Genomic DNA, 21,946 nt, shown 5'->3' on the forward strand with positions numbered 1-21,946 from the left:
CTTAAAAACAAGTTCCCGATTTAGAAAGATAATAAACCCCTTTGAAAATTGCCCATTCTCTCTGTGCCTTACGATTCGATGGATTTGTGAAAAAAGAACGATTTTTCTGGTTTGCTTTCATATTTTCATAGATTCCTCGACAAATATCAGGTACAATTTGACATATTGACAACTTATGACTCGATTGTGGTGATAACATGCGAAAAACATTTACTTTTATCTGCTTGTCAACAGTACTGCTGTCCACCCCTCTTCCGGTATGGGCAGACACGTATACTGTCGTAAAAGGGGATACGCTTTCCAAAATTGCCAGACAATATCAAACATCTGCCGACCAGTTGCGCTCTTACAATCAGCTGCCTTCAGATCGTTTGTCGATTGGACAAGTCCTCTCGATTCCGGGTGCGGACACAAATGCTGCACCTGCTGAAGCGTACCCGAATAATGCTCCTGTCTCTGAACCGCCTGCATTTCTTGGCCTGACTCCCGCTTCTGCCATGCAGGAGGTATCGGAGACGAGTACGGTGACAACAGAGACGCTTTACGTGACTGTGCCCAGTCTGAATGTACGCGCCTTCCCTTCCACGGAAAGCGCCATCGTCGGAAAAGTATCCTATGGGATGCAGCTGGATGTCGTGGAAAAGGGAACTGAGTGGCTCACCGTCCAGTATAATGGAACGACTGCCTATGTAGCCGCTGAGTTTGTGGCTGCCGAGCTGCCGAAAGCATCTCCCGCTTCGGTTGACCACGACTTTGTGATGGGAAGTGCCGACGCAAAGGAGCTCATGCCGATCATTGAACCATTGTTGGGCATCCCTTACCGACTCGGCGGGACGACTTTGGATGGATTTGACTGCAGTGGCTTCACATCGTATGTGATGGCAAAACTCGGGGTCAAAATTCCGCGTACGTCTGAAGAGCAGTTTGCTTCCGGCGAAGAAGTTCCTTTCGAAAAAGCTGTGCCTGGAGATCTTCTCTTCTATGATGCATTGCAGCGCGGAACCGTCTCACACGTAGCGCTTTATCTGGGAAATGGTACGATGGTTCATGCCAATGGGGATCAAGTGCGCTTTGAAAAAGTGGAGAATATGAATAAGCTTTATCCATTCTATGGGGTGAAGCGGTATTTGAACTGGAATTAATGTTTTCGTAAAACCGATGAATGAAACCGCCAGTAACTTGCGTGCTGGCGGTTTTTCACGTTACTTTTGCCCCTGCTGTTGACCTTGCTGATGCTCCTGATGCTGATTGTTGCCCACTTGAATATTGCTCAATGCCGATTTAACTTTCTCGATCTGCTGCTGATAATCCCTGACCACTTCTGTGAGAACGCCCACCGATTCTTTAAATTCCGGCTCCGTGCTCACCTTGTCAATTGCTTTATGAAGATGAAGCATCTTGTTTTCTGTTTCCTTCAGAAGGTCTACGAGCTGCAATCCATTCACCTTCACTCACCTCAAATTTTATTCTCCACTTATCTTTTCCTCCCTCTCCTGCAGCTATTCCTTTTCTAGGCGAACAACGTACGCTTTCTGCGCATATACGTATGACAGCGAAGACAGCCAGAGAAAAGCGAGGGAATGCGATGGCAACTGTATGGGGCGTTGATTCTGCCGCACATGTGACGGCAGATCTTTATCAGTGTGTATTGCGTAACTTTGGCAAACCGAGGGTATGGGGGCGTTATTTGACCACTGTCCCCAATGCTTCCGAAGGACTCACCCCGGCGGAGATCAACTTCATCCACCGGCAAGGTATCAAAATACTGCCTATATATAATCAATTTCGTGCGGCTGTTGGTTTCCAGCGCGGGCAAATTGTCGCCAGAAATGCCGTTTTTCATGCACGTCGGCTCCGAGCGCCCAAGGGCATTACTCTCTTTGCCAATGTGGAACGTTTCTTCGACATCGATGAGGCATGGATCCGCGGTTGGGTGGACGCCATGTATCCCAGCGGTTATCGGCCAGGCATCTATTGTGACCCGGTTCGCGGCGATTTTCGCAACGCTTATTGTCAAGCAGTTGCCAAAGATAGGCGGGTTGCCCAGCAAGCCGTATTATGGAGCGCGGAACCCGAGCCCGGCGTCACTCGCGAGGAAAATGCCCCTGCCTTCCAGCCGGTGAAGCCGCCCTGTGCCGCTACGGTGTACGGTTGGCAGTACGGCCGTGACTCGCGTTCCTGTCCGATCGACACCAATCTGTTTGATCAACGATTGCTGGCTTCCCTCTGGTAAACGCGAAAAACGCCCTTCAAGGGGCGTTTTTCTCATCACGTATTTATTTTAAGCTGATCCATTTCTCGATGTCTTCTTCAATCAAACGCAAGGATCCACGCCAAAAGTCAACGCTGCGCACGTCAACGTCCATGATTTTTGCGACATCCGCAATGTTCATTTTTCCTGTCACGGACAGCAGCTGGTCATACTGCTCCACGAATGCTTCCCCGCGCTGCAGGTAAACCGCGTACAAGCCCTTTGCAAACAATAAGCCAAATGCATAAGGGAAATTGTAGAAGTTGTAGTCCGCATAGTAGTAATGCGGTTTACATGTCCACATGTTCGGATGCAGGACATTCGGGTCCAGTCCATCTCCGTATGCTTCCTTCTGGGCCCACAGCATGATTTCTTTCAGTTCTTTGACAGGAACGGAGCCTTCCAGACGGCGTTTAAACAGCTCGGATTCGAACAGATAACGGCTGTAAATGTCGACAATGACTTGACCCGCACCGGAGATATCATTTTCCAGTATCGCAAACAGCTCTTCATCCGTAGCATTTTTCATCGCAGCGTTGGCAATGATGGTTTCACAGAAAATCGAAGCCGTTTCCGCAATCGGCATCGGGTAATCGCTGTTGAGGAATGTTTCATCCACCAGAGCATCTCCGTGGTAACCGTGGCCGAGCTCATGCGCCAACGTGCTTACATCATTATAGCTTCCCGTAAAGTTGGCAAGAATCCGGCTTTCTTTGATCATATGCAAATTGGAACAGAATGCGCCTCCGCGTTTTCCTTCGCGCGGCTCTGCATCGATCCACTGATTGTCAAAAGCGGTAGCGGCATAGTTGGCCAGCTTCTCGCTAAAGCTGCCGAAATGCTTCACGATAAAATCACGAGCTTCTTGATAGGTAAAGGTCATATTGACCTCCCCCATCGGGGCAAACAGATCGTAGAAAGGCAGGCCATTTTGATGCCCCAGCAGCTCTGCTTTTTTCCGGTAATATTTGCGGAATGCAGGCAGGCTTTCGCGCATCGCGGACAGCATCGCTTCCAGGGTCTCCATATCCATGCGGGAATCATCCAGGGTTTTGGCTAACGGCGATTCATAGCCGCGCAGCTTGGCTATGGTGATCACTTCGCCCTTAATCCCATTCAAGCTGGCTGCCGATGATTCTTCAATTTTTTTGTAGGCGCGAAGCTCAGCCTCATACGCGGTTTTGCGCAGATTGGCATCTTTTTCATACGCCATGTTGCGCACGACCGGCAGGGGGAGCTGCTTCTCTTCCCCATCGATCGTGATGTCCACCAGCAATGTGGAGGTCAAGAGCTCCTGCAGCTTCGCCCACGCATTGGAGCCGGTATTTTTCATTTTGGCGAGCAAGATTTCTTCTTTATCACTCAACAGGTGCTTGCTTTTTGCTGCGTTTTCCAGCAAGAAGAAACGATGCTCTTCCAACAGGGCCGAAGAGCTGATAACTTGATCGAGATTGTCTACTCCACCGATCCACTTTTGGAACAAGACAGACGGCTCTACCAAGCCAACGCTTTTTTCTTCCAGCTGCTCGATCACCTGCAGCGCTTTTTCATTCTTCGCATCGGTACTGACGGTCAATTCCGCAAAGCTCATCATCTTGTATTGCAGCTGAAGGCTGCGGGTCAGCTTCGTGATATAGGCTTCCATTTTTGCCGCAGCATCTGTGGTTTCTGTCAGCGAGACTGCTGCCCATTCTTGCAGGGACTTCATTTCGTTTTCGTATGTTTGCCAATCCTGCGCGAACTCAGGGGCATCAAACGATGTATACAGCGCATCCAAATTCCAGCGCAAATTCATGTCTCTACCTCCGCAAAAAAAATTTTTATGCATTGTTTCCACTATATCACAAAAGAATCAGATAAATCATCTGACCAACGGAGAAGAACTTTCAGCAAATTGCGTCAAATGTTGTACAAGCAAGCAGATCATTCATTGGCTGCCTCTTCTATTTTCTCCTTCACTGCAGGCTTTTTTCGCGGCTTCTTGCGTTTTTTTCGCAAGACAAAGAGGACGGCCCCTAGCAGGACAAGCGTGATCAGCTGAAACCATGTTGTTACCTCCGCTGGCAGCCAACCACTGTACCACAAGAGCTGAATCAGGATTGCCAGCTGGACTATCAATTTCGCCGTATTTGCAGCCTTCAAGAATCATTCCTCCCATTCAGGAAAAAAGCGCATGAACGGCAATCTTGAGCCGTAATCATACGCTTTTATGCATCAGATTGGCAACAGTCGAACGCTTTCTTTCGCATCCAGATCATCGACCATCTCGAGCCATGCTTTTGGCTTGTTCGGCAGGACCGCGTAGTAGCGTTTCAGGAACGTGCTGATCAAACTTGCAGGGAGTTGATTGGTATTCTCGTCAAACGGCATGAAGCAGAGATCAAGCTCCGCCACTGCTTCCCCGTCATTTTGCCAGGATGGATGGACATACGGAAAATCAAGTCGTTTGTAGCCCAGATGAGACAAGACCTCCCGTCTGACAAACGGATCCATCGGCTTGATGCCGCCAAAGCTGTGGACGCCCGCACGATATGGATCGTAAATCTCGGCGAACATGCCAAAGATTTCTTTGCCAGCGGTTTTCGCTACCGCGATCAGGTCATCTTGACGTTTACGCGCCAAGAAACGCCCGATGCCAAGACCTTCCCGACCAATAATTGTGAAATCGGTCATCGCTACATTCAGATCCTCGTAGTAGCGGTATTCGGTCGCGCCAACCACTTTCCCCTCATGCACCGCGACAAACACTCGGATGCCCGGATCTTCCAACGGTTCTCTCCACAGCTCAAAATCCAGCACCTCTTCGGCCGGAAACACCGTCTGCATCAACTGGTGCATTTGTGTAAACAATGGATCATCGATATGGGTAATGCGTATGTATTCCATTTATAGCCCCCCAGTATGTTTGTGGCGGAATGGGTTTTTCCATTCCATAAGCACCGCGTAATTGTGTGATTCCTCATCTTCCAGGTAATTTGGGACGACCTGCAGGGGTGTCCGTCCACAGCGAAGCAGAAAACTGATCACTGGATCTTTTCTCGTTCCTTGAAGTACCTCATCCAGATATTGTTCGGGTGTGAGCTGGTCGGCCACTTTTCCATAGCCGGGCATGCGTCCGCCGCCCAGGAGTCTGGTCAATCCCTTCTGGATCACGACATCATACATGGATTGCATGAGCCATTTGCCAAACCCGTAAGCGCGATAGCTCGGCCGGACACAGATATCTACGACGTATAGCGTGTTGCCCTGCGGCTGGTGATTCCGAATATATCCATGGTCCGTGATCTCCTCCCAGGTATGCTCGGCATGCGCTGGATCAAAGTCCACCATCAGCCCGGTCATGGAACCGACCAGCCGTCCCTCTGCTTCCACACATAAGGCTCCCTCGGGAAAGAGCGTGATGTGGTTGGTCAGCTGCTCTTCATTCCACCAGAGCTCGGAGGGAAAGGGAGGCGGAAAGCTTTCCCGCTGGATGTCGATCAGGGCTGAAAAATCCTCTTTTTGATAATTGCGGATCACGGCTTTCACTGGTTTGTCGCCGCCGTACGCATAAAACTCTTTCCGGTACAGCATGGCCTCCCCCCTATTTCCAATCCGGATACAGGTCAATCCGACGATCTCGCCACGTGGTGACCGAACCGCTTTCTCTCACCTGATACAGCAAGCTCAGGTCCAGGTCGCCGGTAATGATCATGTCGTCATTGATTTCTCCTTCCGCCATGATACCGCGCGGTGGAAACGGCACGTCATTGGGCGTAAGGATGGCTCCTTGTCCAAAGTTCCCCCTCATAAAATCGACGGTCGGCAAGGAACCCACTGTCCCTGTGGTCACGACATAGACCTGGTTTTCGATGGTTCGTGCATGACAGGAATAGCGGACGCGGTGGAAACCATGACGGTCATCCGTACAAGATGGACAGAAGATCACATCGGCCCCTCTCGCTTTCGCCATACGCACGATTTCCGGGAACTCGATATCGTAGCAGATCAGGACCGCAATCCGGCCTTTCTCCGTATCAAAGATCTGCAGGGAGTCTCCCGCAGCCATATCCCATTCCTTTACCTCTGTAGGGGTAATGTGCAGCTTTTTCTGTGTGCCAATCCGTCCGTCCGGGTAGAACAGATAAGCGGTATTGTAGAGGCGGTCACCCTCCCTTATGATGTGGGTGCCCCCGATCAAATGCATCTTCGTGCTTTTCGCAAGCTCGGTAAACAAGCGAACATAGTCATCCGTGAAATTGGGAAGCTCCTGAATATCCAAAGCTTTCCGGTCACCATCCCCGATCGACATGAGCTGGGTCGTAAACAATTCCGGAAAGAGGACAAAATCAGATCCGAATTCTTCAGCAGTTCTGACATAATGCTCGACCTGTGCGGCGAATTCGGCAAAGCTTTTGATCGTATGCAGGTGGTACTGTACGGCAGAAACACGCATTTTCATCTTGTTCTCTCTCCCTTCCATTCCATGGCATAGAACCATCATACTACAATCATGCCGTTTCTTACGACACATCCTTTTGCACTGAATGCAGCGAACGACGCGGCAGGCGCCATTGATAAAAAACCGATAGCATCCGGAACAGTACGCCTGCGCCAAAAAGCGTGTAAAGCAGCATCGTATCCGCTTCAGTTACTTTTCCAATTCCAATGACCAATCCGATCAGCATCGCCCAAAAAGCGTATATCTCGTCTCGCAGCACCAGCGGCTTTCTTCCTGCGAGCACATCGCGGACAATCCCGCCTCCGCTTCCCGTCAGAATCGCAGCGACGATCACGGCGCTGATGGAATGATTCATCTGGGTCGCATACAGCGCACCTTGAATCGCAAATGCCGCCAGACCGATGGCATCAAAGAAAGTCACCCATTTATTCAATCGTTGAATCAGCTTGATCGGCAGAAAAAACACAATCAGGCTGGCCAAAAGCGCCGTTTTCAACAGCAATCCTTGCTCCCACAAGGTTGAGACCGGAATCCCGATCAGCAGGTTGCGTACTACTCCCCCGCCAAATGCGGTCACAAGTCCTAAAATAAATACACCCAAAATGTCATATTCCTCTTCCATCGCCACAATCGCTCCGCTAATCGCAAACGCAATCGTGCCCATGATGGTCAATACATCCCACGTCATGTTCATACCCATCCTTTATCATATCCTGATGTCTCGGGGAAATTATAGAGGGACTTGTGAAAAAGAGCAATATGTTTTGTCAGACTGGAAACACTATATTCGCAATGAATCCGCTGTAAAGCGAGGTGAAATACCGTGTCCAAGCAAAATGGAGTCAAAAATGAAATGGGCGGGAAGGAAAATCCATCGCAAACCCGCGCTTCTAACACCGTGAGCAAAGAAACGATGCGTTCGAAACAGCGTGGAGAATCATAATCATAAACAAGAAACACCCGTGATTTTCGCATGAAACGAGAATCACGGGTGTTATTTTATGCCTTCACTCCGCTGCTGCCAAATCCGCCCGTACCGCGTTCGGTTTCATCCAGCTCCGCGACCTCTTCAAACTGGGCGATCGGCACAATGCTGATCACGCCTTGCGCAATGCGATCACCTTTGCGAATCAGATAGGCATGGCGATCTGCAGGAGCATCCAGTTGTACAGGTTGTTCACTAATATCAAAGCATTCGTTGCCTTGTATGCCGCTGGCAATACGAATGTTGTCAATCAGAACCTGCACTTCTCCCCGATAGCCGGCGTCGATCGTTCCCGGCGCGTTGCTGATCCGCAGCTTGGTTTTGGCGCTGATTCCGGAGCGCGGCCTTACCTGAAGCTCATATCCGTCGGGAATCGCGAAGGCAAGACCAGTCCGGATCTTCGCGGTTTCACCAGGCGCCACCAAGGTATCCTCGACTGCAACTAAGTCAAACCCAGCATCCAAGGCTTTTGCGTATTTCGGGATGACCGCCGCTTCATGTAAACGAAGCACGCGCACTGGCACAGTCACTCGTTGACTGTCGTTCATGTCCATTTTCTCTCCTTTTGCATGAGCAAGGGAACCTTACAGATCGCCAAAGTTCAATCCGCTTGATTTCGTGTAGTTGGTCACTTTTTGCTCGAAGAAATCGGTTTTGGTGCTGTTCATATCGGCGAAGGAATCCACCCATTTCATCGGATGCTCGACCTGCTCCGGATACAAGATCTCGATGTCGAGCGCCTTCAAGCGTTGGTTGGACAAATACTTGATGTAACGTTCGATGATATCGTTATTGAGACCCAGGATCTCATTGTTGGTAATGTATTGGCCCCATCCTGTTTCGTGCTGAACCGCTGTGCGCATCATCTCACGCAGCTCATCGATCAAATCAGGGGTGAACATGTCCGGATTTTCCACACGAAGCTCCCGGAACATGTTTTGGAACAATACGACGTGAGTCAGCTCATCGCGCTGGATGTACTTGATCAATGTAGCGGTCCCTGTCATCTTTCCTTGACGCGCCAAGGTGTAGAAGAAGGAGAATCCGGAATAGAAATACAGAGATTCCAGCAAATAGTTGGCCATCACGGTACGCAGGAAGTTGCGGTCATTCGGCTGATCGACAAACTGCTGATACAGATCAGCGATAAACTTGTTGCGCTCCAGCAAGCGTTTATCCGTGCGCCACTCATCATAAATATTGTCACGAGTTGCAGGGGAGCATACCGAATCGAGAATATAGCTGTACGATTGGGCATGGATCTCTTCCTGGAACGTCTGAATGTTCAACAGAGAGGCCACTTCTGGTGCGGTCACGTAGTCCGAGATGTTCGGCAGGTTTTCTGATTGAATGGAGTCCAGGAAGTTCAGAAATGAAATGGTTTTATCAAATGCGCGGCGCTCTGCCGGCGATAGCGTCTCAAATTGCTTGGCATCGCTGGCAAGCGGCACTTCCTCTGGAATCCAGAAGTTGTTTAGCATGGTACGGTACAGCTTGGCCGACCATGGATATTTAATACGGTTCCACTCGCGCAGATTGGTAGTATTTCCCCCGATCAGACGCTGCGTGCCGCGTTGGCCTTCCTCGTTAAACAAGCGTTTTTTTTGCAAATCCATGATTCTTTACACCTCGATTAATTGTTCTTAAGCAGAGCAGCTCACACAATCTTCCACTTCTACGGATTGATTACGCACATAGTAAATGGTCTTCAAGCCGTTTTCCCATGCCTGAATATACAGATCAAGGAACTGTGGCGCCGTAATATCCGGTGTGATGTACAAGTTGAAGGATTGCGCCTGGTCAATGTGACGCTGTCTTGCTCCCGCCGCACGAATCGACCAGATTTGATCGATACGATGCGCTTCCTTGTAGTAGAAGAATGTTTTTTCATTCAGGTTTGGTGCCGTTTGCGGGATGTTTCCGTTCCGCTTTTCTTCGATAAAGAATTTGGCATATACCGGGTCGGTGGAAGCTGTGGAACCAGCGATCAGGCTCGTTGTTCCGGTCGGCGCTACCGCAAACGTCCAAGCATTACGCATGCCGTTCTCCGCCACTTGCTTGCGAAGCTCTTGCCAACGCTCGCTTTCATAGCCTCGCTGCGCAAAGTATTCCCCAGTCTGCCATTCACTGCCCTCAAATACCGGGTAATGCCCTTTTTCTTTGGAAATTTCCATCGATGCTTTGATCGCGTGGTAAGAAATTTCCTCATACAGCTTGTCCGCTACTTCGATATGCTCTTCGCTTTCCCATTTCACGCCGTTTTGCGCCAAGTATTGATGGTAACCGCTTGTCCCCAAACCAACGGCGCGATACTTTTTATTCGTTTGCTGCGCTTGCTTCACCGGATAGAAGTTCAGATCGATTACATTGTCCAGCATCCGCATTTGGATCGGCACGATCCGCGCGATATCCTCAAAGGAATTTACACGTCCCAGATTCAACGATGACAGGTTGCACACGACAAAATCACCTGGCTTTTGGCGCGTTACAATTTCGCCATCTTCTACTTCTTCGCTGATCAGCGTAGTCGGACTCATGTTTTGCATGATTTCCGTGCACAAGTTGGAGGAATAAACCATGCCGGCATGCTTGTTTGGATTCGCACGATTTACCGTATCGCGGAAGAAAACAAATGGTGTTCCCGTTTCAAACGCGCTGGACATGATCCGTTTCATGATCTCGATGGCAGGAATCTCTGTCTTAATGGTGAGGCGAGGCTCCTGTACACACTGTTCATAGCGTTTGTTGAATTCTTCGCCAAAGCTGTCTTCCAGCGAGAAGCCCATCACTTCACGCACTTCATGCGGGTCAAACAAGTACCAGCTGCCACGCTCTTTTACCTTTTCCATAAACAGATCTGGGATACATACACCAGGGAAAATGTCATGAGCCTTCATGCGATCGTCCCCGTTGTTGGTCTTCAAGTTCAAGAAGTCCAAAATGTCCGCATGCCAAATATCCAAATAGATGGCAAACGCTCCTGCTCGGGTACCCAACTGATCCACGCTGATCGCGATCTGGTTGTACAGGCGTGTCCAAGGTACGATACCGCCTGACGCACCCTTGTGTCCACGGATAGAGGAACCGCGGCTGCGCACCTTGCCCAAGTAAATGCCTACGCCCCCGCCAAACTTGGAAACCATGGAGGTCGCATTGGCTGTGTTCATAATGCTCGCAAGCGAATCATCTACCGTGTCAATGAAGCAGGAAGACAGTTGGTGGAAAGGGGTTCCCGCATTCGCCAAAGTCGGTGTAGCCACCGTGATTTCCAGCTTCGAAAGAACATCATAGAAATCTTTGGCATGTTTTACGCGATCCTTTTCTTTGCTTGCCAGATGCATCGCAATGACCATGAATCGCTCTTGAGGCAGTTCCATCACACCGCCGTCGCGGTTTTTGATCATATAGCGATCCGCCAGCAGACGAAGACCGGCATAATTAAACAGCTGGTCACGCTCCGGCTTTATGTATGCCCCGAGTTCGGCAATTTCCTCGTCAGAGTATGTTTCCAACAGATAGGAACCATAGAGCCCTTGCTCCGTGAGCGTATGGATCAATTGGGTAAAGTCACCGTATCCAAAATGTCCGCGATAATTGCGGTTGATTGCCGCATCCTTGTAGAGATCATAAGCAAGCAATCTTGCTGCAACGAATTGCCAATCTGGATTTTCAACGCTTGTCTTCTCTACTGCAACCTGAATGACGGTACGTTGAATTTCTTTGGTAGTCATCCCGTCGCGAAATTGCAGGTGAGAATCTAATTCAAGCTCCAACGGATCACAATTTGGATAATTCGCGCATGCATAGCCGATCACTTTTTTCAGCTTGTCGACACGCAGGTCTTCTCTCTCTCCGTTACGCTTCACGATGCTAATGGTCGCAATGGTCATGCTCAGGACACTCCTTACGGGAATAAACTCTAGTAAAATGAAAAAAACTGTCGAAGTTGATGTACTAGGTATAGTGATTAAGTTAACACAAAGAGAGTGAATCAATCAACATATGGGTATGGTATAAATTTTTCGACAAAGCAAATACTAGATATTGATTTTCATCTGAAATCTGTTAATAACATACTCGACGGAAATTGCAAACAGAAATTTCGACATTTTTTTCTTTACTTTCAGCAAAACAAGTATCTCCAGCCTCTCCCATAGACAAACGGTGGTGTCATCATGTAAAATATTCTTTCTGTAGAGGATCTTTTTTTCAATATCGAGCGTATTCGTTCGTTCCTTATATGAAATAACGCAAAACTAGAGGTGATTAACAGATGGAACAAAAACCATACCGTATCTTGCTGTATTACAAATATGTCCCTATTGAAAATCCAGAAGAATTTGCAGCCGCCCATCTGCAAATGTGTAAAGATATCGGGCTGAAAGGCCGCATTATCGTGGCAGAAGAGGGATTGAACGGTACTGTATCCGGAACGATTGCGCAAACTGACGAATACATCGCTCAACTCCGCAAAGATCCTCGTTTTGCTGATATGCCGATCAAGATCGATGAAGCAGACGGCCATGCTTTCAAAAAAATGTTTGTCCGTCACAAGCCTGAGCTCGTGACCTGGCGCTTGGAAGAAAAAGTCGATCCAAACCGTCTGACCGGCAAACATCTGAAACCGGCTGAGTGGTACGAAATGTTGCAACGCGACGATGTCGTCGTGCTTGATGGCCGCAACGCGTACGAGTATGACATCGGCCATTTCCGCGGTGCCATCCGCCCAGAGGTCGAATCTTCCCGTGAGTTTCCTGAGTGGATTCGCGAAAACTTCAGCAAGTTCAAAGATAAAAAAGTACTTACCTACTGCACAGGCGGTATTCGCTGCGAAGTATTATCCGGCATCCTGCTGCGCGAAGGCTTCGAAGAGGTTTACCAGCTTGATGGCGGGATTGTCACTTACGGAAAAGATCCGGAAGTAAAAGGTCAACTGTTTGATGGAAAATGCTACGTGTTTGATGAGCGCATCTCCGTTCCGATCAACCAAGTAGAAGATGTTGTGGTCGGCACTTGCTACCACTGCGGCAAGAAGGAAGACAGATATGTGAACTGCGCCAATCCGGAGTGCAACCTGCAGCATATCGTCTGCCCTGAGTGCGAAATCGAGCATAAACGTTCCTGCTCCAAAGAATGCGAGGAGCATCCGCGCAACCGATACATCGAAGAGCAAAAATTATTGGAAGAACAAAAGCTGCAGCAAGCGTAATCTCATAACCACCATTAAGGCTCCGTCCCTACTCGACGGAGCCTTTGTTATTACTACAGCAGTAAATCCCCTCCCCTCTCCACACTTTCATAGTTCTTTTCCTCTTTTTTCATGGAATGAATGTGGTATGCTCGTTACAAGATCGATTTGGACAAGGAGAGAGCCGAATGAATGATCAATGGCTGGTGGAAGCAACGATTGCGCAAGTTCAGGAAAAGATGGCGAACGGAGAACTCTCTGCACGTGATTTGGTCCTCTTTTATATGAAACAAGCCGCTGTCTACGATAAAGCTGGCGTCCATTTGAACGCGATCCTCGAATGGAATCCGGATGCCTTCCAAATCGCAGAAGCGCTTGATCAAGAGCGCAAGCTGCGCGGCCCTCGGGGACCTATGCACGGGATTCCCGTCCTGATCAAGGATAATATCGATACGGCAGACAAGATGCATACGAGTGCAGGCTCTCTGGCCTTGGCCCATTCTTATGCGGCAAAGGATGCGTATGTCGTAGAACGGCTTCGCGAGGCAGGGGCCGTTATCCTAGGCAAAACTAATCTGACGGAATTCGCCAATTTCATGACCGATCATATGCCGAATGGATATAGCTCACGCGGAGGTCAGGTTCGAAATTCATATGGCCCGGGGATTTTCGATACTGGGGGCTCTAGCTCGGGTTCGGGGGTGGCTGTAGCGGCAAACCTGGCCATGGTCGCAGTCGGTACGGAAACTTCCGGCTCCATTTTGAGTCCAGCCAGCTCCAATTCGGTGGTAGGAATCAAACCGACAGTCGGGCTCATCAGCCGAAGCGGCATCATTCCGATTTCTTTCAGACAAGACACTGCAGGTCCCATGGCCCGTACCGTCGCAGATGCAGCCATACTGCTCGGCGCCATGACAGGAGTCGATCAAGCTGATCCGGTGACAGCTGCCAGCATCGGCCGAGCGTATACGGACTACACCCCCTTTCTCGACCCTCAGGGGTTAGCAGGTGCTCGTCTGGGAATTGCCCGCCCCGTCTATTATGATGATCTGGATAAGGATCAGCTCGCTTTGATGGAGCTGGCCATTCAGACACTCTCCCAACAGGGGGCAACTGTGATTGATCCGGTCACCATCCCGTCCTCCTCCCGGCTAACTCCGGACATGGCCGTAATGCTTCACGAGTTCAAACCCGCCCTGAACGCTTATTTGCGAGCTCTTCCCGATCATTGGCCGATCCACAGCTTGCAGGATGTCATACGTTTCAATGAGGAGCATGCCGAACAAGCTCTTCGCTATGGGCAGAGCATTCTGGAACAAGCGGAAGCCACAAGCGGGACGCTAACCGAACCGGCCTATCTGGAAAGCAGGGCGCGGGATCTGTACGATTCACAAACGGACGGGATCGACGCAGCGCTTGTCGAGCACGGACTGGATGCTCTGGTCTTTCCAGCCAACTACGGTGCGGGAATCGCTGCAAAAGCGGGATATCCTTCTATAACCGTACCAGCCGGCTATACGCCAGAGGGAAAACCGCTGGGGATCACGTTTACCGGGAAGGCCTACAGTGAGCCTCAGCTGATCCGCATCGCTTATGCATACGAGCAAGCCACTCAGCATCGTGTACCGCCAAAGCTGGTGTAAACACACAAAAAAGGAAGCGCCACTGGGGTGCTTCCTTCTTTTTGCGTACTTTTATGAGACGATCGTTTTTCTCTAGAGTTGTACTACCTTAGTAGCGATGTTTTTGCAGAACTCACTGTCATGCTCCACGAAAAGAATGGTAGGTGTATATTCGAGCAGCAGCTCTTCAATCTGCATCCGCGAAATCACATCGATAAAATTAAGCGGTTCATCCCAAATGTACAAATGAGCATTCTCACAAAGACTTTTCGCAATCAGCACTTTCTTTTTTTGCCCGCCGCTAAAAGCGGACATATCCTTTTCAAATTGTATGCGGGAGAAATCGAGTTTTCTTAGAATCGATTTAAATAGGCTTTCATCGATTCCATGGTCTCTCGCGTAATCCGTCAGGCTCCCTTGCAAATGAGAGGTGTCCTGGGACACATAGGAGATTTTCAGCTGGCTCCCCCTTCTGAAAGTGCCCGTATGCTGGATCTCCTCTCCACATATCAGTTTGATGATGCTTGATTTTCCGGAGCCATTTTTCCCTGCAAGCGCAATTCGCTCCCCTTGCCCGATCGTAAAGCTTACATCTGCACAAACCGGCTTCTCCCCGTAAAAAATCGACACATGCTCAAGCTCTACAAGCTGGTTTTTATGGTAGGTCAGCTGGGAAATCTTTAAGCTGTCCTGGTTTTCAATGTTTTTCAGGAGCTTCGCTTTTTCCTCGATCGCGGAATGCTGTCTTTGCTCGATTGATTTCGAGCGTTTCATCATCTTGGCAGCCTTATGGCCAACATACCCTTTATCAACCTTGGAACCGGAATTTAGGGTGCCATTTTTGGTTTTTTCCACTTCGTGGGACCAGTGGTTTGTGCGCTTTGCAGATTCGGACAAGCGTTTAATGTCCTTCTTCAGCCTTTCATTCTCGGCAAACTCAAACTGATCCTGCCTTTTTTTATTTTCCCACCACTCGGAGAACGTCCCTTTTTGTACCTCGATATTGGTCTTATTAATGGAAAGGATGTGATCGACGCAGTTATCCAGGAATGCTCTGTCATGGGATACCAGAATAAAGCCGCTTTTGGTATCGAGATAATCACTGACAAGCTTTCTTGCATGCATATCCAGGTGATTGGTCGGTTCATCAATGAGCAGAAAGCTGTTTTCCTTCAAAAACAACGCAGCCAGCATCACCTTCGTCTGCTCTCCATTGGACAAAGTAGCAAAAGGCCGATACAGCACATCTTCGGACACCTTCAATAAGGAAAGTTCGCGCATCAGTTCCCAATGATGGTAGTCGGTAAGGATGCCCTCGATGACGTCTAGGGTATTCTGTTCCTTGTTCTCCACCGGAAAAGGAAAGTATTCAAATTGGACATTGGCCGAGATCTTACCGCTGTATTCATAGTTCCCCAGCAACAAATGAAGGAAGGTCGTCTTCCCTCTCCCGTTTCTTCCCGTAAATCCCAATTTCCAATCAGTATCGATCTGGAAGCTTACGTCTTCAAAGATGTTATCAAAACTGCCCTCATAGGCAAATGTCAGGTTGGTCACTTGGATTAATGACATCAAATCATCCCCCTGTATGAAAAATAAAGAGCTGCAAGAAAGTTACTTTCTCGCAGCTCAAATACATACAGCAAATCTAACGCCACACGGTGGAGTTAGATAAGGACATATCCGTCTGAGTGAAAAGTGTAGTAACTTTCTTGCACATAAAGAATAAAACAAGCGAAATAACGATCGCTTTTGTTGTTTTATACCTTCATTAGCAAGAAAAATCCATTACACGTTTCAACTCCATTCATGAAATTACAAGTATTTTACCATACGCGATGATTGAATGCAACCGAAAGACTCACCGGTAAAATGGCTCCGTCCAGTGTCCGGTGAAGCCACTCCCTTTTATCATGCCTGACCTATCTACTCTGTACTCGCCACATGCATGGCGTACTGCAGCGGCTTTCGTATCGCCTGACGATAGAGAGCCAACTGTCCGAGCTCCTTGAAAATTTCTCTGCCTGGCTTCGGATTCACTTCGATTAGCCAGACACGGCCATCCCGATCGACTCCAATATCCAGCCCCAGCTCCAGCATTCGCCCAAAATGATTCTCGATGGTGGCTGCGGTCTGATACCCAAGCTTTTCACACTCAGCGACGATTTCCTTTGCTCTTTCTTCGTTGAATCTTGCAGCCAGAAACCGGGTCGAATCAACCGCTGTCCCGCCTCCGTGGAGATTGGAGGTTGCACTTTGTTGACCACCTACGCGGATCCCGTGACCTGTGATCGACCATACGCCATCTTGATTTTTTTGCAGGAGGAGCCGCATATCCACCGATCTTCCTGGTTTCAAATCAAGCGCAAGACCTTGCTGGATTATATAATAACCGCGATTGACCCAGCGCTCGACCTTTGTGAGTAAGGAAGGCTGGCTGTTCGTTCGAATGGAACGCTTCACGCGGTTATGATCCCGTCCCAGCAGATGATAGCCTTCCTCTGTCCGTTCGATCTTCAATATTCCCCTGCCGCCTGTACCGTTGACTGGTTTCACATACAGCTGTGAGTGCTTCCGCAGCATGCTGCGGAGTGTCGCCTTTTGAAATAATTGCGTATCAGGCAGCCATGGATGCATCCGTTCATCCTTGATCAGAACTTGATGTACCTTCCATTTGTTGGCCAGTCGGTTATTGGTATACGGAAACAGTTTTCTTCTGCGAAAGGCTACATAGCGTTGAAAAGCGGCTGTCGGCGAATACCGGTAGCGATCGATCACTACATCGGGCCAGGTGATTTTGCGTCGGATCCATCCCTTTGCTCCTGCAGGGACATAGCCATAGATGCTGCGGCTGCCGACATCCACATCCTGCGGGGCAAAAAGGAACACCTGACAACCAAGACGCGCACCTTCATGAATCAATTGCCGGAAGTATCGAGGCTCGGAAAATCGGCTTCCCACCCGCGAGGTCAAGATCCCAATCCTTACTTTGTTCATTTCAACACCCTCTTGGCGTTTCTCACTGCAGTCTATTCACGCCGGAGGTGAAATGCGTATCGGGTAGCGGATTTTCTTCGCTACCCTTCCAACTGTCGTTCTAACCGAAGCATTTCTTCGGGAAGCGGGCAATCCACCCGGATGCTTTTCTCGCCAAAGGGATGTACAAGCTGCAGGTTCACTGCATGAAGGGCTTGTCTGGCAATACCCAACGGTTTTCCTCCATACAAGGCATCTCCCAACAATGGATGCCCGAGGTACGATAAATGGACCCGGATTTGATGTGTACGGCCCGTATCGAGGACACATTCGACCTTGGCGGCATCGGCATATTGATTGATTACCTGATAATGCGTAATCGCCGGATCTCCCCCTGGGCTTACTCTGCGCCTCGTTGGGTGATGCCGGTCTTTCCCAATTGGAGCGTTGATGGTGCCGGACTTTTTGGTGAAGCGCCCATGCACAAAAGCGAGATAGGTCCGTTTGATTAGGCTCAATCGCAAGCGCTCATCTAATAAAGCGGAAGATAATGCATGTTTGGCGTATAGGACCGCTCCTGATGTTTCCTGATCGAGCCGGTGCACATGCCGCACCTTTGCTTGGATTCCCTGCTGCAGGAAATATCCGGATACCAGATGGTCAAGCGTCTGGCGATGCGCTTTCTCGGTCGGGTGAAGCAGCAGTCCCGCGGGTTTGTTTACAATGAGCAGATGATCATCCTCATAGAGCACCTCGAGCTTTCCCGTAACCGGTTCTATTCCCAACGGCTCAGGCAGGCATACGCGCATCCTTATCTCTTGCCCCGCTTCTGTCACGGTATGCTGTGCGACGGGTGAACCCTGCAGCAATACCTCTTTTTGTTGAAAGAGCAAATGCACGGTTTTCTTGGGCAATCTCCATTTTTCACGCAAAAGAATGCCGAGCTGCATCCCTGCATCCTCGGCACCCAAAATTCCCGACAACCATTCTCCTGTTTTCACACACGCAATCATCGGCTGTCTTCCTTACTGTTGTTGGAGTGTTTCACTGACCTGGACGACGCGGTCCAAGAATTGTTCGATTTCTTCACGGCTTTTGCCCAATTTGCTGACAAAACGGATCAGTTCATTGCCTTTTTGAAAAGCGATAAAGCTCGGAATGCCAAACACATCGTATTTTTGCCCTAAATCCGGCAGGGTATCACGATTTACCGCGATCATGTCGATCTTATCTTTATAGTTTTCTTCCACTTCTGGCATGAACGGATCGATCCGGTGACAATCCGGACACCAATCGGTGAAAAACTTTACGACAACCGGCTTTTCGGATTGAATCGCTTCTTGAAAATCGCTTTCTGTCTTTACCTCTCTCATAGAAACCATCCTTTCACGATCTTTGTCATAGTGTATCACAAGCAGCCAATCTTGTCGCATGTCCGCAACCTGGCGATTACACTTTGGTCCCGACACGCACCAGCATATCCATAAAGGCTTTCACCGGCTTGGACAAATGTCGGTCGCGCCGATATGCCACCACCAATGTCCGCTCGGGACGGGTCGCCAACCGGACATAGGCCGGTCTCGCGCTGGTACGCCCGGCAGCCGTGATCATGGCTGGCGCGAAGGAAATACCCATGCCAGCTGCCACCAATGATTGTACGGTGTGGATGTTGCTGCTTTCAAACACGATCTTCGGACGAAACCCGGCTTGCTCACACAGCGTCAGGGTAATTTGCCGGAAGCCTTGCCCTTCTTTCAATAAAATAAAGGGCTGATCGGCCAGATCCGACAGTTCAACCTCCTGTGCGCTGGCTAGCGGATGCTCGGGCGGCAGCGCAAGGTAGATTTCCTCCCGTATCGCTGGCTCGACAGCCAGAGACGGCTCGGAAATGGGCATCGTCAGCAGACTCACATCAATGATCCCTCTAGCCAGCAGCTGTTCCAACTGACTTGATCTTTCCTCTACAAGCTGAAGCTCAACCCCCGGATACATCCGTGAAAATTCGGAGATGACCTCGGGCAGCACATATTCACCGGTAATCGGCAGGCTCCCTACAAAAAGTCTCCCGCTCTCCCCTTGTGCGTAAGAACGCATTTCGCGTTCCAGTCCCTCCACCTGATCCATGATCTGACTGGCCACCTGAACAAAGCGGGCTCCTGCATCCGTCAGCTCCACATGCTGCGGCAGACGGTGAAAGAGCTGCACATCAAACATTTTTTCCAGCTTGGCGATTTGCTGGCTTAATGACGGCTGCGCCAGATGCAAGCGCTCGGCCGCGCGGGAAAAGCTGTGTTCCTGAGCGACAGCCAGTACATAGCGAATTTGTCGAAACTCCATCCTGAACCTCCATAACAATATCCTATAGCCTCTATAATTATTATATCTTTGACCTATAGCCTTTGCCATGGTACAACTCTATAAAAGAGAAAGTAATGAGGAGGAATTCTACATGAAGCCCCGCACCTTATTCGAAAAGATTTGGGATCAGCACGTCATTCATGAAGAAGCAGGGAAACCAAGCCTCTTGTATATCGATCTGCATTTGGTTCACGAGGTGACTTCCCCCCAAGCGTTTGAGGGATTGCGCCTTGCCGGCCGACGCGTTCGCCGCCCTGATCTGACCTTTGCTACCATGGATCATAATGTGCCTACCTTTGACCGTTTCAATGTAGCCGATCCGATCTCCCGCCAACAGATGGAGACACTTCAGGCAAACTGCGCGGAATTCGGCATCCCGCTGGCGGATCTGAACAGCCCGGATCAAGGAATCGTGCACGTCATCGGACCGGAGCTTGGACTTACCCATCCGGGAAAAACCATCGTCTGCGGAGACAGCCACACCTCCACACACGGAGCCTTTGGCGCACTCGCCTTCGGTATTGGCACCAGCGAAGTGGAGCATGTGCTGGCGACCCAGTGCTTGCAGCAGCATAAACCAAAAACGATGGAAGTGCGCGTGAACGGAAAGCTTCCATTTGGCGTCACTGCAAAAGACTTAATTTTGGCGATTATCGCAAAATTCGGCACAGACTTTGCCACAGGCTATGTCATCGAATATACCGGCGAGGCAGTCCGCGGACTCTCCATGGAAGAGCGCATGACCGTCTGCAACATGTCGATTGAAGCAGGCGCTCGCGCGGGCCTGATCGCACCGGATGAGACCACCTTTACCTACTTGAAAGGACGCCGCTACGCTCCCCAAGGAGAAGACTTCCTGGCAGCCGTCGAAAAATGGAAGCAGCTCTCCACAGATGAAGGTGCTGTCTATGATCGAGTCGTCGAGATCGAAGCTGCAGACATCGCCCCGCAAGTAACATGGGGAACCAGTCCTGGCATGGGTACAAGTATCACCGGCGCTGTGCCTGATCCCGCTTCCTTCCCCACTGCAAATGAGCAGACAGCGGCACGGGATGCTTTGGCTTACATGGACCTCGCTCCAGGCACGCCTATGAGTGAGATCAAGATCGATCGCGTCTTTATCGGTTCCTGTACAAATGGACGTCTTGAAGACTTGCGCAAGGCCGCATCGGTTGCAAAAGGGCGAAAAGTGGCTGCCCATGTCCATGCGATGGTCGTGCCCGGTTCCCAAGCGGTGAAAGAACGGGCGGAACAGGAAAGATTGCATGAAATCTTTATAGCGGCTGGTTTTGAATGGCGCGAATCCGGCTGCTCGATGTGTCTGGCCATGAATCCTGATATTTTGCAGCCGGGCGAACGCTGTGCCTCTACCTCCAATCGCAACTTTGAAGGTCGACAAGGACGTGGAGGGCGCACCCATCTGGTCAGTCCGGAAATGGCGGCAGCGGCAGCTATCGCTGGCCACTTCGTCGATGTGCGTGAATGGTATACCGAGAAAAAGGAGGAAGTCTACCAATGAATCCATTTGTGACCGTTACCGGAATCGCAGCACCGCTCAATCGGGTGAACGTGGATACCGACGCCATTATCCCGAAGCAATTCTTGAAACGAATCGAACGCTCGGGCTTTGGACAATTCCTTTTTTACGAATGGCGCTTTACCGCAGAAGGTGAGCCTATCGATACGTTTGTGCTCAACCAACCGCGTTATGCCAACTCGACCATTTTATTGGCGCGCAACAACTTTGGCTGCGGTTCATCCCGTGAGCATGCTCCTTGGGCCCTGTTGGACTATGGATTCCGGGCGATCATCGCTCCCTCTTTTGCCGACATCTTCTACAATAATTGCTTTAAAAATGGCATTCTACCGATCAAGCTGTCTGAGGAGCAAGTCGAAGAATTATTCAAGCGAACCGAGCAAAATCCAGATTATGAGCTGACGATCGATTTGCAAGCTCAGACCGTGACAGACGCGCAAGGACTCTCCTACTCCTTTGAAGTGGATGAATACCGCCGCTACTGCCTGTTAAACGGCTTGGATGACATCGGGATCACCTTGCAGCTCGAAGAGAAAATTACCGCCTTTGAAGCAGCTAGAGGATAAGGAATACGGAAGGAACGGCCAC

Annotated in this window: 21 protein-coding genes; 6 read left to right on the forward strand and 15 right to left on the reverse strand. The window is 49.9% G+C overall.

The genetic code is table 11. The features are described 5' to 3' along the window. Positions 1-197 precede the first annotated feature (197 nt). Complete coding sequence (locus tag EIZ37_RS20330; RefSeq protein WP_134686604.1) at positions 198-1,142, forward strand: C40 family peptidase; 945 nt, start codon at positions 198-200, stop codon at positions 1,140-1,142. 60 nt (positions 1,143-1,202) lie between these two features. Here EIZ37_RS20330 and EIZ37_RS20335 read toward each other — a convergent pair whose 3' ends face one another. After that, positions 1,203-1,397, reverse strand: a complete 195-nt coding sequence (locus tag EIZ37_RS20335) for a hypothetical protein (RefSeq protein WP_134686670.1) — start codon at positions 1,395-1,397, stop codon at positions 1,203-1,205. A 188-nt stretch (positions 1,398-1,585) separates the two neighbouring features. Here EIZ37_RS20335 and EIZ37_RS20340 point away from each other — a divergent pair, with 188 nt between their 5' ends. Beyond that, positions 1,586-2,233 carry a glycoside hydrolase domain-containing protein gene (locus tag EIZ37_RS20340; protein WP_134686605.1) on the forward strand — a complete coding sequence of 216 codons (648 nt, stop codon included), beginning with the start codon at positions 1,586-1,588 and terminating at the stop codon, positions 2,231-2,233. A gap of 43 nt (positions 2,234-2,276) precedes the next feature. Here EIZ37_RS20340 and EIZ37_RS20345 read toward each other — a convergent pair whose 3' ends face one another. The 9 genes from EIZ37_RS20345 to EIZ37_RS20385 form a co-directional block, all read right to left on the reverse strand. Further along, positions 2,277-4,046: a M3 family oligoendopeptidase gene (locus EIZ37_RS20345; RefSeq protein WP_134686606.1), complete on the reverse strand. Its 1,770-nt coding sequence runs from the start codon at positions 4,044-4,046 to the stop codon at positions 2,277-2,279. Between the two features lie 128 nt (positions 4,047-4,174). Further along, positions 4,175-4,393, reverse strand: a complete 219-nt coding sequence (locus EIZ37_RS20350) for an LPXTG cell wall anchor domain-containing protein (protein WP_134686607.1) — start codon at positions 4,391-4,393, stop codon at positions 4,175-4,177. Between the two features lie 72 nt (positions 4,394-4,465). Next, positions 4,466-5,137 (reverse strand): GNAT family N-acetyltransferase, encoded by a 672-nt coding sequence (locus EIZ37_RS20355; RefSeq protein ID WP_134686608.1) that lies wholly within the window; start codon positions 5,135-5,137, stop codon positions 4,466-4,468. Then, on the reverse strand, positions 5,138-5,824 hold the full coding sequence (locus EIZ37_RS20360) for a GNAT family N-acetyltransferase (RefSeq protein ID WP_407921160.1): 687 nt from the start codon (positions 5,822-5,824) through the stop codon (positions 5,138-5,140). A 10-nt stretch (positions 5,825-5,834) separates the two neighbouring features. After that, a complete protein-coding gene (locus EIZ37_RS20365; protein ID WP_134686609.1) occupies positions 5,835-6,692 on the reverse strand; it encodes a carbon-nitrogen hydrolase family protein in 858 nt (285 codons plus the stop codon). A 61-nt stretch (positions 6,693-6,753) separates the two neighbouring features. Next, the gene (locus EIZ37_RS20370; RefSeq protein WP_134686610.1) at positions 6,754-7,380 is read right to left on the reverse strand and encodes a trimeric intracellular cation channel family protein; all 627 of its coding nucleotides are present in this window, start codon (positions 7,378-7,380) and stop codon (positions 6,754-6,756) included. A 311-nt stretch (positions 7,381-7,691) separates the two neighbouring features. Next, positions 7,692-8,225: a dUTP diphosphatase gene (locus EIZ37_RS20375; protein ID WP_407921161.1), complete on the reverse strand. Its 534-nt coding sequence runs from the start codon at positions 8,223-8,225 to the stop codon at positions 7,692-7,694. Between the two features lie 36 nt (positions 8,226-8,261). Beyond that, the gene (locus tag EIZ37_RS20380) at positions 8,262-9,293 is read right to left on the reverse strand and encodes a ribonucleotide-diphosphate reductase subunit beta (protein WP_205683863.1); all 1,032 of its coding nucleotides are present in this window, start codon (positions 9,291-9,293) and stop codon (positions 8,262-8,264) included. 27 nt (positions 9,294-9,320) lie between these two features. After that, the gene (locus EIZ37_RS20385) at positions 9,321-11,567 is read right to left on the reverse strand and encodes a ribonucleoside-diphosphate reductase subunit alpha (protein ID WP_134686612.1); all 2,247 of its coding nucleotides are present in this window, start codon (positions 11,565-11,567) and stop codon (positions 9,321-9,323) included. Between the two features lie 383 nt (positions 11,568-11,950). On the opposite strand from EIZ37_RS20385, the gene trhO reads away from it, so the two are divergent. Both trhO and EIZ37_RS20395 read left to right on the forward strand, forming a co-directional pair. Beyond that, positions 11,951-12,886 (forward strand): oxygen-dependent tRNA uridine(34) hydroxylase TrhO, encoded by a 936-nt coding sequence (gene trhO / locus EIZ37_RS20390; protein WP_134686613.1) that lies wholly within the window; start codon positions 11,951-11,953, stop codon positions 12,884-12,886. 167 nt (positions 12,887-13,053) lie between these two features. Next, positions 13,054-14,508, forward strand: a complete 1,455-nt coding sequence (locus EIZ37_RS20395; protein ID WP_134686614.1) for an amidase family protein — start codon at positions 13,054-13,056, stop codon at positions 14,506-14,508. Positions 14,509-14,580: 72 nt separating this feature from the next. Here EIZ37_RS20395 and EIZ37_RS20400 read toward each other — a convergent pair whose 3' ends face one another. From EIZ37_RS20400 to EIZ37_RS20420, 5 genes are all read right to left on the reverse strand, one after another. After that, positions 14,581-16,059 (reverse strand): Lsa family ABC-F type ribosomal protection protein, encoded by a 1,479-nt coding sequence (locus tag EIZ37_RS20400; protein WP_134686615.1) that lies wholly within the window; start codon positions 16,057-16,059, stop codon positions 14,581-14,583. A gap of 354 nt (positions 16,060-16,413) precedes the next feature. Further along, complete coding sequence (locus EIZ37_RS20405; RefSeq protein WP_134686616.1) at positions 16,414-17,484, reverse strand: YheC/YheD family endospore coat-associated protein; 1,071 nt, start codon at positions 17,482-17,484, stop codon at positions 16,414-16,416. Positions 17,485-17,564: 80 nt separating this feature from the next. Next, a complete protein-coding gene (locus EIZ37_RS20410) occupies positions 17,565-18,476 on the reverse strand; it encodes an RluA family pseudouridine synthase (protein ID WP_134686617.1) in 912 nt (303 codons plus the stop codon). A gap of 12 nt (positions 18,477-18,488) precedes the next feature. Then, positions 18,489-18,896, reverse strand: a complete 408-nt coding sequence (locus EIZ37_RS20415) for a thioredoxin family protein (RefSeq protein WP_134686618.1) — start codon at positions 18,894-18,896, stop codon at positions 18,489-18,491. A gap of 16 nt (positions 18,897-18,912) precedes the next feature. Beyond that, positions 18,913-19,800 carry a LysR family transcriptional regulator gene (locus EIZ37_RS20420; RefSeq protein ID WP_134686619.1) on the reverse strand — a complete coding sequence of 296 codons (888 nt, stop codon included), beginning with the start codon at positions 19,798-19,800 and terminating at the stop codon, positions 18,913-18,915. A gap of 112 nt (positions 19,801-19,912) precedes the next feature. Here EIZ37_RS20420 and leuC point away from each other — a divergent pair, with 112 nt between their 5' ends. After that, entirely contained in the window at positions 19,913-21,340 is a 1,428-nt protein-coding gene (leuC, locus tag EIZ37_RS20425) for a 3-isopropylmalate dehydratase large subunit (RefSeq protein ID WP_134686620.1), read from the forward strand. Next, positions 21,337-21,924, forward strand: coding sequence for a 3-isopropylmalate dehydratase small subunit (gene leuD, locus EIZ37_RS20430; protein WP_134686621.1), 588 nt, complete (start codon positions 21,337-21,339; stop codon positions 21,922-21,924). Before leuC ends, leuD begins: the two co-directional genes overlap by 4 nt. The last annotated feature ends 22 nt before the right edge of the window (positions 21,925-21,946 follow it).

The sequence above is a fragment of the Brevibacillus migulae genome (assembly GCF_004521915.1).
Taxonomy (GTDB): domain Bacteria; phylum Bacillota; class Bacilli; order Brevibacillales; family Brevibacillaceae; genus Brevibacillus_F; species Brevibacillus_F migulae.

What these genes read in the sequence shown, in the direction of transcription:
- EIZ37_RS20375 (WP_407921161.1), bottom strand. Translation starts at nt 8,225, where the DNA reads ATGAACGACAGTCAACGAGTGACTGTGCCAGTGCGCGTGCTTCGTTTA.
- EIZ37_RS20400 (WP_134686615.1), bottom strand. Translation starts at nt 16,059, where the DNA reads ATGTCATTAATCCAAGTGACCAACCTGACATTTGCCTATGAGGGCAGT.
- EIZ37_RS20340 (WP_134686605.1), top strand. Translation starts at nt 1,586, where the DNA reads ATGGCAACTGTATGGGGCGTTGATTCTGCCGCACATGTGACGGCAGAT.
- trhO (WP_134686613.1), top strand. Translation starts at nt 11,951, where the DNA reads ATGGAACAAAAACCATACCGTATCTTGCTGTATTACAAATATGTCCCT.
- EIZ37_RS20415 (WP_134686618.1), bottom strand. Translation starts at nt 18,896, where the DNA reads ATGCGACAAGATTGGCTGCTTGTGATACACTATGACAAAGATCGTGAA.
- EIZ37_RS20355 (WP_134686608.1), bottom strand. Translation starts at nt 5,137, where the DNA reads ATGGAATACATACGCATTACCCATATCGATGATCCATTGTTTACACAA.
- EIZ37_RS20385 (WP_134686612.1), bottom strand. Translation starts at nt 11,567, where the DNA reads ATGACCATTGCGACCATTAGCATCGTGAAGCGTAACGGAGAGAGAGAA.
- EIZ37_RS20330 (WP_134686604.1), top strand. Translation starts at nt 198, where the DNA reads ATGCGAAAAACATTTACTTTTATCTGCTTGTCAACAGTACTGCTGTCC.
- EIZ37_RS20405 (WP_134686616.1), bottom strand. Translation starts at nt 17,484, where the DNA reads ATGAACAAAGTAAGGATTGGGATCTTGACCTCGCGGGTGGGAAGCCGA.
- leuC (WP_134686620.1), top strand. Translation starts at nt 19,913, where the DNA reads ATGAAGCCCCGCACCTTATTCGAAAAGATTTGGGATCAGCACGTCATT.
- EIZ37_RS20335 (WP_134686670.1), bottom strand. Translation starts at nt 1,397, where the DNA reads ATGCTTCATCTTCATAAAGCAATTGACAAGGTGAGCACGGAGCCGGAA.
- EIZ37_RS20395 (WP_134686614.1), top strand. Translation starts at nt 13,054, where the DNA reads ATGAATGATCAATGGCTGGTGGAAGCAACGATTGCGCAAGTTCAGGAA.
- EIZ37_RS20380 (WP_205683863.1), bottom strand. Translation starts at nt 9,293, where the DNA reads ATGGATTTGCAAAAAAAACGCTTGTTTAACGAGGAAGGCCAACGCGGC.
- EIZ37_RS20410 (WP_134686617.1), bottom strand. Translation starts at nt 18,476, where the DNA reads ATGATTGCGTGTGTGAAAACAGGAGAATGGTTGTCGGGAATTTTGGGT.
- EIZ37_RS20365 (WP_134686609.1), bottom strand. Translation starts at nt 6,692, where the DNA reads ATGAAAATGCGTGTTTCTGCCGTACAGTACCACCTGCATACGATCAAA.
- EIZ37_RS20370 (WP_134686610.1), bottom strand. Translation starts at nt 7,380, where the DNA reads ATGACGTGGGATGTATTGACCATCATGGGCACGATTGCGTTTGCGATT.
- EIZ37_RS20420 (WP_134686619.1), bottom strand. Translation starts at nt 19,800, where the DNA reads ATGGAGTTTCGACAAATTCGCTATGTACTGGCTGTCGCTCAGGAACAC.
- EIZ37_RS20345 (WP_134686606.1), bottom strand. Translation starts at nt 4,046, where the DNA reads ATGAATTTGCGCTGGAATTTGGATGCGCTGTATACATCGTTTGATGCC.
- leuD (WP_134686621.1), top strand. Translation starts at nt 21,337, where the DNA reads ATGAATCCATTTGTGACCGTTACCGGAATCGCAGCACCGCTCAATCGG.
- EIZ37_RS20360 (WP_407921160.1), bottom strand. Translation starts at nt 5,824, where the DNA reads ATGCTGTACCGGAAAGAGTTTTATGCGTACGGCGGCGACAAACCAGTG.